The sequence below is a fragment of the Streptomyces sp. NPDC127117 genome (assembly GCF_042677325.1).
Lineage (GTDB): Bacteria > Actinomycetota > Actinomycetes > Streptomycetales > Streptomycetaceae > Streptomyces.
Genome location: NZ_JBHXTM010000113.1, coordinates 1 through 10,243, shown reverse-complemented (window position 1 = coordinate 10,243; position 10,243 = coordinate 1). Strand labels below are relative to the sequence as shown.

At 72.1% G+C, this 10,243-nt stretch carries 11 protein-coding genes; 9 read left to right on the top strand and 2 right to left on the bottom strand.

The window, feature by feature from the left end; translation table 11 throughout:
* Positions 1-192: 192 nt before the first annotated feature.
* The 5 genes from aroH to der all read left to right on the top strand — a co-directional run bounded on the left by aroH (position 193) and on the right by der (position 4,650).
* Positions 193-555: a chorismate mutase gene (gene aroH / locus ACFVH0_RS40130; protein WP_385828374.1), complete on the top strand. Its 363-nt coding sequence runs from the start codon at positions 193-195 to the stop codon at positions 553-555.
* Complete coding sequence (locus tag ACFVH0_RS40125) at positions 552-1,637, top strand: prephenate dehydrogenase (protein WP_385828373.1); 1,086 nt, start codon at positions 552-554, stop codon at positions 1,635-1,637. The genes aroH and ACFVH0_RS40125 overlap by 4 nt, the downstream gene beginning before the upstream one ends.
* Positions 1,638-1,758: 121 nt before the next feature.
* A complete protein-coding gene (cmk, locus tag ACFVH0_RS40120) occupies positions 1,759-2,460 on the top strand; it encodes a (d)CMP kinase (RefSeq protein ID WP_385828372.1) in 702 nt (233 codons plus the stop codon).
* Entirely contained in the window at positions 2,457-3,113 is a 657-nt protein-coding gene (locus ACFVH0_RS40115) for a lysophospholipid acyltransferase family protein (RefSeq protein ID WP_385828371.1), read from the top strand. The genes cmk and ACFVH0_RS40115 overlap by 4 nt, the downstream gene beginning before the upstream one ends.
* A gap of 67 nt (positions 3,114-3,180) precedes the next feature.
* Entirely contained in the window at positions 3,181-4,650 is a 1,470-nt protein-coding gene (gene der / locus ACFVH0_RS40110; protein ID WP_266421313.1) for a ribosome biogenesis GTPase Der, read from the top strand.
* Positions 4,651-4,744: 94 nt separating this feature from the next.
* Here der and ACFVH0_RS40105 read toward each other — a convergent pair whose 3' ends face one another.
* Together ACFVH0_RS40105 and ACFVH0_RS40100 are read right to left on the bottom strand one after the other, a co-directional pair.
* Positions 4,745-5,089 (bottom strand): hypothetical protein, encoded by a 345-nt coding sequence (locus tag ACFVH0_RS40105; RefSeq protein ID WP_385828370.1) that lies wholly within the window; start codon positions 5,087-5,089, stop codon positions 4,745-4,747.
* Positions 5,090-5,226: 137 nt separating this feature from the next.
* Positions 5,227-6,033, bottom strand: coding sequence for a hypothetical protein (locus ACFVH0_RS40100; protein ID WP_385828369.1), 807 nt, complete (start codon positions 6,031-6,033; stop codon positions 5,227-5,229).
* 357 nt (positions 6,034-6,390) lie between these two features.
* Between ACFVH0_RS40100 and ACFVH0_RS40095 the strand changes: the two genes are divergently transcribed.
* The 4 genes from ACFVH0_RS40095 (at position 6,391) to ACFVH0_RS40080 (ending at position 10,165) form a co-directional block, all read left to right on the top strand.
* Positions 6,391-7,674 carry a glycosyltransferase family 4 protein gene (locus tag ACFVH0_RS40095; RefSeq protein WP_385828368.1) on the top strand — a complete coding sequence of 428 codons (1,284 nt, stop codon included), beginning with the start codon at positions 6,391-6,393 and terminating at the stop codon, positions 7,672-7,674.
* Complete coding sequence (locus ACFVH0_RS40090; RefSeq protein ID WP_385828367.1) at positions 7,671-8,519, top strand: transferase; 849 nt, start codon at positions 7,671-7,673, stop codon at positions 8,517-8,519. The genes ACFVH0_RS40095 and ACFVH0_RS40090 overlap by 4 nt, the downstream gene beginning before the upstream one ends.
* A gap of 58 nt (positions 8,520-8,577) precedes the next feature.
* Complete coding sequence (locus tag ACFVH0_RS40085) at positions 8,578-9,537, top strand: helix-turn-helix transcriptional regulator (protein ID WP_385828366.1); 960 nt, start codon at positions 8,578-8,580, stop codon at positions 9,535-9,537.
* Between the two features lie 412 nt (positions 9,538-9,949).
* Positions 9,950-10,165 carry an I78 family peptidase inhibitor gene (locus ACFVH0_RS40080; RefSeq protein WP_385828365.1) on the top strand — a complete coding sequence of 72 codons (216 nt, stop codon included), beginning with the start codon at positions 9,950-9,952 and terminating at the stop codon, positions 10,163-10,165.
* Positions 10,166-10,243 lie beyond the last annotated feature (78 nt).

Sequence of the window (10,243 nt, the reverse complement as noted above, 5' to 3'; positions counted from 1 at the left end):
TGTTTTGGTGTGGGGTGTGTGTGTGGGTGGGTGGGGGGGCGTGGGTGGGGGCGGGTGTGTCGGGGCGTCACGGGGGCGGGGCCGCGACCGTGCCCGCCCCGTCTCACGGACAGAGCACCCCGGACCGCCGGACCCGCCACCCATCTAGGCTGATCGGGCAGAGATCGAGCACGAAGAACCGAGGAGCACGACGTGGCGGTACGAGCGGTCCGAGGAGCCGTCCAGCTGGAGCGGGACGAGGCCGGACACATGGACGAGCAGGTCGGTGCCCTGCTCACCGCCGTCCTCGAACGCAACAGCCTCGTCGCGGACGACCTGATCAGTATCTGGTTCACGGCCACCCCCGACCTGCACAGCGATTTCCCGGCCGCCGCCGCACGCGGGCTCGGTATCGTCGACGTACCGCTGATCTGCGCCCAGGAGCTGGACATCGAGGGCGCCATGCCCCGTGTGGTGCGCATCCTCGCGCACGTCGAGACCTACCTTCCCAAGTCCGAGATCGCCCACGTGTACCTCGGTGCCACCGCCGCACTCCGCAAGGACATCGCCCAGTGAGAACCGCCGTCGTCATCGGAACGGGCCTCGTCGGCACGTCCGCAGCCCTCGCCCTCGCCGGGCGCGGCATCCAGGTCCACCTCGTCGACCACGACCCCCAGTCGGCGCGCACCGCCGCCGCGCTGGGCGCCGGTACGGACGAGGCGCCCGAGGAGCGGGTGGACCTGGCGATCATCGCCGTACCGCCCGCCCATGTGGCCACCGTGCTGGCCACCGCCATACGGGACGGCATCGCCCGCGGCTACCTGGACGTCGCCAGCGTGAAGGGCGGCCCGCGCCGCGAGCTGGAGGCCCTCGGCCTCGACCTCACGCCGTACATCGGTACGCACCCCATGGCCGGCAAGGAGCGGTCGGGCCCCCTCGCCGCCACCGCGGACCTGTTCGAGGGGCGGCCCTGGGTCCTCACCCCGACCCGGGACACCGACACCGAGGTCCTCAACCTCGCCCTGGAGCTGGTCGCGCTCTGCCGTGCCGTCCCGGTCGTCATGGACGCCGACGCGCACGACCGGGCCGTCGCCCTGGTCTCCCACACCCCGCAGCTGATCTCGTCGATGGTCGCCGCCCGCCTGGAGGAGGCCGACGAGACCGCCGTACGCCTCTGCGGCCAGGGCATCAGGGACGTCACCCGGATCGCCGCCTCCGACCCCCGGATGTGGGTGGAGATCCTCTCCGCCAACCCCGGCCCGGTCGCCGACGTGCTGGCCGGGGTGGCCGCCGACCTGGACGAGACGGTACGGGCGCTGCGCGGCCTGGAGTCCGGCGACGACGACAAGCGCCGCGAGGGCACCGAGGGCATCGAGGACGTCCTGCGCCGCGGCAACGCGGGCCGGGTCAGGGTGCCCGGCAAGCACGGGACCGCCCCCACCGCGTACGAGATGGTGTCGGTGCTGATCAGCGACCGGCCGGGGGAGCTGGCCGGGATCTTCGCCGACGCCGGACGGGCCGGGGTCAACGTCGAGGACGTGCGCATCGAGCACGCCACCGGGCAGCAGGCCGGCCTGGTCCAGCTGATGGTCGAGCCGAGCGCGGTCCCCGCACTGAGCGCGGCACTGCGCGAGCGCGGCTGGTCGATACGGCAGTAGGCGGGGCGGGGCCGGGAGGCCGTTGTCCACAGGGGTGCGGAGGCCCGCTCCGACACTCGGTAACCTTGTGCGGGGCGGGTTCGCACACGCCCCCGTCCCGCCCACCCCGTGTACCAGGAAGGTGTCCACCACCGTGGAAACCCGTACGGCCCCGGCCGCAGTGATCGTCGCCATCGACGGGCCCTCCGGCACCGGCAAGTCGAGCACGTCCAAGGCCGTCGCCGCGCAGCTCGGCCTGAGCTACCTGGACACCGGTGCCCAGTACCGGGCGATCACCTGGTGGATGCTGAACAACGGCATCGACGTCCAGGACGCGGTGGAGGTGGCGACCGCGGCCGCCAAGCCGGTCATCGTCTCCGGCACGGACCCGGCCGCCCCGACGATCACCGTCGACGGCGAGGACGCCTCGGGCCCGATCCGTACGCAGGAGGTCACCTCCAGGGTCAGCGCCGTCAGCGCCGTCCCCGAGGTGCGCACCCGGATCACCGAGCTGCAGCGCACCATCGCCGCCGCGGCCGAGCGGGGCATAGTGGTCGAGGGCCGCGACATCGGCACCACGGTGCTGCCCGACGCCGACCTGAAGATCTTCCTCACCGCCTCCCCGGAGGCACGCGCCGCCCGGCGCAGCGGAGAGGTCAAGGGCTCCGACCTCGCCGCCACCAGGGAAGCGCTGATCAAGCGGGACGCTGCCGACTCCGGCCGCAAGACCTCCCCGCTGGCCAAGGCGGACGACGCCGTCGAGGTGGACACCACCGAGCTGACCCTCCAGCAGGTCATCGAGTGTGTCGTCACCCTCGTCGAGGAGAAGCGGGCCACGAAGTGACCCAGGCCACGGGCCGCCCCTCGCCGCGCGGAGCGGCGGTCGGGCGCGGGATCGGCATCGGGCTGATGTACGGGCTGTGGAAGCCCCGCGTGCTCGGCGCGTGGCGGGTTCCCGCCTCCGGACCCGTCATACTCGCGGTGAACCACTCGCACAACATCGACGGTCCGATGCTGATGGGCACCGCGCCCCGGCCCGTCCACTTCCTGATCAAGAAGGAGGCGTTCGTCGGCCCGCTCGACCCGTTCCTGCGCGGAATCGGTCAGCTGAAGGTGGACCGCACGACCGTCGACCGCACCGCCATCACCCACGCCCTCGGCGTGCTGGAGGAGGGCGGGGCGCTCGGGATCTTTCCCGAGGGCACCAGGGGCGAGGGCGACTTCGCCTCCCTGCGTGCCGGGCTCGCGTACTTCGCGGTACGCAGCGGGGCACCGATCGTGCCCGTGGCCGTCCTGGGAAGCACCGAGCGCCGCGGACGGTTGATATCGGCACTGCCGCCTCTGCGCAGCCGGGTGGACGTCGTGTTCGGCGACGCCTTCGAGGCGGGCGACGGGAGCGGGCGTCGTACGCGCAAGGCGCTGGACGAGGCGACGGTACGGATCCAGGCGCGGCTGACCGCCCACCTGGACGAGGCCAGGCGTTTCACCGGACGCTAGGTAAGACTTGAGTAGTGGGCCGCGCAGTCGTGGTCCATCGATGATGATGCAAAGAGGAACGGACTTCATGAACGACCAGATTCACTCCGACGGCTCGGACCACGAGCACGGAGCGCTTGGCGACGCCGAGTACGCGGAGTTCATGGAGCTCGCCGCGGAGGAGGGCTTCGACCTCGAAGAGGTCGAGGGTGCCATCGACGAGGCCGGTCACGGACCGCTGCCCGTGCTCGCCGTCGTCGGCCGCCCCAACGTCGGCAAGTCGACGCTGGTGAACCGGATCATCGGCCGCCGCGAGGCCGTCGTCGAGGACAAGCCCGGCGTCACCCGCGACCGCGTCACCTACGAGGCCGAGTGGGCCGGCCGCCGCTTCAAGGTCGTCGACACCGGCGGCTGGGAGCAGGACGTGCTGGGCATCGACGCCTCCGTCGCCGCCCAGGCCGAGTACGCCATCGAGGCGTCCGACGCGGTCGTCTTCGTGGTCGACTCGACCGTCGGCGCGACCGACACCGACGAGGCCGTCGTCAAGCTGCTGCGCCGGGCCGGCAAGCCCGTCGTGCTCTGCGCCAACAAGGTCGACGGACAGAGCGGCGAGGCGGACGCCACCGCCCTGTGGTCGCTGGGTCTCGGCGAGCCGCACCCGGTCTCCTCGCTGCACGGCCGCGGCACCGGCGACCTGCTCGACGCCGTGCTCGAAGCGCTTCCCGAGGCCCCGGCGCAGCGCTTCGGCACCGCGATCGGCGGCCCGCGCCGGATCGCGCTCATCGGCCGTCCGAACGTCGGCAAGTCCTCGCTGCTGAACAAGGTGGCCAACGAGGACCGCGTCGTCGTCAACGAGCTCGCGGGCACCACCCGCGACCCGGTCGACGAGCTGATCGAGCTCGGCGGCATCACCTGGAAGTTCATCGACACGGCCGGCATCCGCCGCCGCGTCCACCTCCAGGAAGGCGCGGACTACTACGCCTCGCTGCGTACCGCCGCCGCCGTGGAGAAGGCCGAGGTCGCCGTCGTCCTGATCGACGCGGGCGAGTCCATCAGCGTCCAGGACCAGCGCATCATCACCATGGCCGTGGAGGCCGGCCGGGCCCTGGTGATCGCGTACAACAAGTGGGACACCCTCGACGAGGAGCGCCGCTACTACCTGGAGCGCGAGATCGAGACGGAGCTCGCGCAGATCGCGTGGGCGCCGCGGGTCAACGTCTCGGCCGTCACCGGCCGGCACATGGAGAAGCTCGTCCCGGCGATCGAGACCGCCCTCGCCAGCTGGGAGACCCGTGTCCCCACCGGCCGGCTGAACGCCTTCCTCGGCGAGATCGTGGCCTCCCACCCGCACCCCGTCCGCGGCGGCAAGCAGCCCCGGATCCTCTTCGGCACCCAGGCCGGCACCAAGCCGCCGCGCTTCGTGCTGTTCGCCTCGGGCTTCCTGGAGCACGGCTACCGGCGGTTCGTCGAGCGTCGGCTGCGTGAGGAGTTCGGCTTCGAGGGCACCCCGATCCACATCTCGGTGCGGGTCCGCGAGAAGCGCGGCCGCAACAAGTAGCACCCACGGGCGTACGACAGAGCCCCGGGCCGTCTCGGACGAGAGACGGCCCGGGGCTCTGTCGTCGCGGGTCGGGCGCCCCGCGGACGTACGGTCAGGCGCCCCGCGAACCGGGGGGCAGAGCGGCCGGCTGGGTGCGGCCCGAGTGCCGGCCCACCCGCTGCCAGGAACCGAGGCCGCCGGTGCCGGTCCCGGTGCTGTGTCCGGTGGCGCCGCCCGCCACGGCGAGGCCGGTGGAAAATCCGGCGGAGTGACCGGAGTGGCCGCTCAGCGGGAGACGGCTGCCGAAGAGCCCGGAGCCGAAGGCCAGGAAGCCGAGATTCTCCTCGCCGCTCCGATCGCCCGGCAGCGCCCGGAACGAGCGGCGGTACTCGGAGTACAGCGCGTCGTAGATCGGGGTGTGGGACTGACCGCCCGATGGCTCCTGCGAGGGCCGCATGGCAGGGATCGGGCTCGGGCGCTGGTGGGAGGAGTCGTATGAGTGCACGTATGTGCCAACGACACCGGTGTCGGTCGGATGCGGGCGGGGCGGAGAAATAGCTGTTCGCCGCTGGTGCGAGGGGCCGACGGCCACCGTCAGGTACCGGCCAGCGGCATCGCGGCGGCGACCAGGAGCCCGTCGGCCGCGGCCTTGTCCAGCGCGTCGCGCAGCAGGTCCTCGCGGGGCTGCTGGCCGATCGCCCCGGCCGGGGCGGCGAAGACGAGAACGGTCTGCGACTTGTTGGCCGCGGTCCGCCAGCCCTCGGTGACCTGGAGCGGTGCGTGCGCCTGCCACCAGGCGACCGGTGCGCCGCCGCCGGTGCCCGGCTGGAGCACGGCGTGCAGCTGGCCCATGGCGAGCAGGATCGACCAGCCGTGCAGCACGGCGGGCACCTGGTCCGTCCGGTGGACCGGGTGGAAGCCCTGCTCCAGCAGCAGCTGGAGGAATTCGTCGCCCCGGCTGCCGTCCGTGCCCGGCCGGGTGATCGCGCCGGTCGGCTCGACGACGAGGGCCGGGTGGAGCTCGTCGTCGATCAGGACGAGGCCGCTGGTGATGCCGAGGACGGCCTGCTCGGTGGGGGCGCCCTGCGGCCGGCCCGCGTCGAAGCCGTTGACGTCCGGGCCCTCGTTGCCGGTGATGCTGCGTACGGCGCCCTGGAGCTGCTCCTCGGCGACCTGGACGACCTGCGAGGGGATGCACGTCGCGTGGGCGAAGGCGAGGACGGCGGTCTCGTCGCCGACGAAGAGCACCGTGCTGGTGCGTTCCTGCTCGGAGTCTCCGGGGGTGCGGCAGGAAGTGCAGTCGTAACTGCCCGGGGCGTTGTCGCCGACGAGCAGCCGGTCGGCTTCGGCGTCGCCGATCTCGGCGCGTACGTCCTCGCTGACGTCGAGCATGCGCGGCACGGGTGGCTCCTCGAACTCGGTACGTGCGCCGGGCGGTTCCCGGCTCATGGAAATGACAACGGGCGAGCCGCGGCCGGGGTCACGCGAGAAAGGGAACGTAATCGAACCAACCGGCTCAGAGGGTGAATCCCGGGGCCCGGGAGAGCACTTGGGGGCCGTTCGGGCCGGTCCGGGGGCTCTCGGTGTGGTCCACTCGACGATACGGCGGTGCACCGATACGTCGACAAAGCGGGAAAGCGGGCGAGTTTACCGATGGCCGAAATTCTCCCGTACACGGAGTGAACCCCCGACCGGCCTGCGTCGTCATGGCAAGTGCAGCCTGCCGCTGATCAGCCGAACCGGGAGATATGGCGTTCCATGCACATTTCTTTCCTGCTCCACAACGCCTACGGGGTCGGGGGAACGATCCGTACGACGTTCAATCTCGCCGGGGCGCTGGCCGGGCACCATGACATCGAGATCGTTTCGGTCTTCCGGCACCGCGACGTTCCCGCGCTGGGCGCCCCCGAGGGAGTGCGCATGACCCACCTCGTCGATCTGCGGAAGAAGAGCCCGACGTACGACGGCGACGCCGCCGAGTACGCCCGCCCCGCGACGGTGTTCCCGCGCGGCGACAGCAGGTACCGGCAGTACAGCAGACTGTCCGACGCACGGGTGGCGGACCATCTGCGGTCCCTGGAGGCGGACGTCGTGGTCGGCACCCGGCCGGGGCTCAATGTGCACATCAGCAGGCAGGCCCGCCGCGGCCCGGTCCGGATCGGGCAGGAGCACCTCACCCTCGACAGCCACGGCTACCGGCTCCGCCGCGAGATCGCGCACCGCTACCCCCTGCTCGACGCCATCACCACCGTCACCGAGGCCGACGCCCGGGCCTACCGGACCGGGTTCAAACTGCCCGGCGTACGGATCGAGGCCATCGCCAACAGCGTGCCCGAACCGGCCGTCCCGCCCGCCGACGGCGACCGGAAGTGGGTGATCGCCGCGGGCCGGCTGCACAAGGTCAAGCGCTACGACCTGCTCGTCCGGGCGTTCGCCGACGTGGTCGCGGTCCGCCCGGACTGGCGGCTGCGCATCTACGGCGGCGGCGACGCGACCGGCAACGAACGGGCGGCGCTGCTCGCGCTCATCGAGGAACTCGGGCTGCACAACCACGTGTTCCTGATGGGACCGGTCAATCCGCTGGAGGCCGAGTGGCCCAAGGGGTCGATCGCCGCGGTCACTTCGGACCGCGAGTCCTTCGGCATGACCATCGTCGAGGCGATGCGCTGCGGCCTGCCGGTCGTCGCCACCGACTGCCCGCACGGCCCCCGCGAGATCATCGACGACGGCACCGACGGACGGCTGGTGCCCGTCGGCGACACGGCGGCCGTGGCCGACGCCCTGCTCGGCCTGATCGGCGACGACGAGGCACGGCACCGCGCGGGCCGCGCCGCGCTGGCCGCGTCGCAGCGGTTCGACCCGGCACGGATCGCCGAACGCCACGAACGGCTCTTCACCGAACTCGCCTCGCGGGGCCCGCGCGACCGCTCGCACGGCGCGCTGAGCACCACACTGCACCGCGCCGGGGGAACCGTGCTGGACGGGGCGTACGCCCTGCGCTACAAGGCAGCCGCCGTGATCCGCAAGGGGAAGACCGCATGACCGTCTCCGCAGGACGAAGGACACCGAAGGCCGACTGCACCGCGGGACCGGGCGGCGGGATCACCTTCGATCTCGACCTCGGCCGCCGCGAGGACGAGGAGGCGCCCGAACTGCTGCTCCGGCTGCGCGGCGCCAAGGGCAAGGGCGGCGACGGCGACACCGTACGGTTGCCGCTGAGCCCGCTGCGCGACGGGCGGCTGCGCGCGGTGCTGCCGGGGACCGTGGAGCCCGCGGAGGGCCGCTGGGACATCTATCTGCGGGAGCCCGGCGCGCAGGACGGCGCGGCGGTGGCCGTCGAACCCGGCATCCGCGATCTGCGGCTGCTCGTCGACCAGGTACCGGAGAGCGGGCGGATCGCGGTGCGGATCCCGTACCCGACCCTCGACGGCCGGCTCGCCCTGCGCTGCTGGCTGCGCGCACCGCATGCCGAGGCCGGGCCGGTGACCTTCGACGGGCACACGATGACCGTCGAGGGCACGCTGTACGGGACGGGCCTCGGCGCCGAGGCCCGTGTCGAGGCGCGGCCGCCCGGCGCGGACGGCCGGATTCTGCGGGTGCCGGTCACCGGGGACGAAGGCGCCTTCGCCTTCACGCTCCCCCTCGACGAACTGGCCGACGGGGCCGTTGCCGAGCCCCGGCTGTGGACGCTCTGGCTGATCCCCGGCACGACGGAGGACCGACCGGCCGGCGGCGTACGGATCTCCCGCATCCTCGACGACGTCTGGGACCGCAAGAAGATCTTCGTCTACCCGGGCCGCAGCACCGGGGAGGGCAGCCGGGCCACGCCCTGCTACTCCACCGACAACGACCTCTGCGTACGGCTCGAACCGGAACCCGCCCCCTGAGGACCGCCGAGGCCGTTGCGGACCCGGGCTGTCCGCAACCCCTGGCAGACTCGCCGCCATGTTGGAGACCTCGGCACGACTGCTGCGTCTGCTCTCACTGCTCCAGGCACACCGCGACTGGTCCGGCGCCGACCTCGCCGACCGGCTCGGGGTCACCCCGCGGACCGTCCGGCGCGACGTCGACAAGCTCCGCGAGCTGGGCTACCCGGTCAACGCCAGCCCCGGCACCGGCGGCGGGTACCAGCTCGGCGCAGGTGCCCAGCTGCCGCCGCTGCTCCTGGACGACGAGGAGGCCGTCGCCGTCGCCGTCGGCCTGCGCACCGCGGCGGGCAACGGGGTCGAGGGCATCGGCGAGACCTCCGTACGCGCCCTGACCAAGCTCGAACAGGTGCTGCCGGACCGGCTCCGGCGCCGGGTGAACGCGCTGAACACCTTCACCGTGCCGCTGCTCCGCGGGCCCGGCGCCTCGGTCGCCGACGCCGGTGTCCTGACCGAACTGGCCGGGGCCTGCCGGGACGGCGAGCGGCTGCGCTTCGAGTACCGGGACCACTCCGGCTCCGTCTCGCGGCGGACCGTCGAACCGCACCGCCTGGTGTGCACCGAGCGCCGCTGGTACCTCGTCGCCTGGGACCTGGACCGCGCGGACTGGCGTACGTTCCGGGCGGACCGGATCACCCCCACGCCGCCGCACGGCCCGAGGTTCGTCCCCCGCGAGCCACCCGCCGAGGACCTGGCCGCCTACGTCGCCAGGGGGATCTCCACGACCGTGTACCCGATGCACGCGGTGATCCGGCTGAAGGCGGGGATCGAGCGCGTGGCCGAGCGGATCTCGCCCGCCGCCGGGGTGCTGGAGGCGGGCGACGCCGACACCTGTCTGCTGCGCACCGGGGCGATCGGCCTGGACGTGATGGTCGTCCATGTGATGCTGCTGGGCTTCGACTTCGAGGTCGTCGAACCACCGGAGCTGAAGGACGCGATCAAGGTGGCCAGGGACCGGCTGACCAGGGCACTGGACTGAGCACCGGCCCGTGGCGACGCCATACGGACGGTCGGGGTTGCCCGCTATACCGGTGGCGGCCGACGGCTGTGCCGTACCGCGGCGTGAATATTGTGACCAAAGGATAAGGCTGCCATAAGGAAGCGTGAATTCCCGGCGACATGCTCATTTACGCACGTTATTCGGTGAGGGAATTGCATCCGCTCGATACGGGATATTCCGCTCCGATTCCGGGCCTTCCGAATGATCATTCTCCGGGTTGTGTGATTACTGTGCGTCCGGTCCCGGGCGGCCTCTTCGGGTGGCGTGATCCATACCGCGCACGTGTCGTGATCCTGTGACACAAGTGTGACCGGCGGGGAACGTGAGGATGCCCTGCGACGGTGGGCACCCCGGCTTCCGTCACCGCCCGAGGCCGCCTACGGTGAGGGGCATGGCACCCATACCGACCCCTTCCGCCCAGCCCGACGACGTGCCCGACGAGTACGTCGGCCTCGCCGCCGACGCCGCCGAACGACGGGCCCGCAGCCATGGCTGGAGCACCGTCAGATCCCTGCCGCCGGGCGCGATCATCACCATGGAGTTCCGCGGCGGCCGGATCAACTTCGAGGTCGACGGAGCCGTCGTCACCCGCTGCTGGGTGGGCTGAGGCTCCCCGCCAAGCGCGAGAACCCGGACCCGGATACGGGTTGAGCCCGGACCCGGATACGAGTGAGGGCCCCGACAC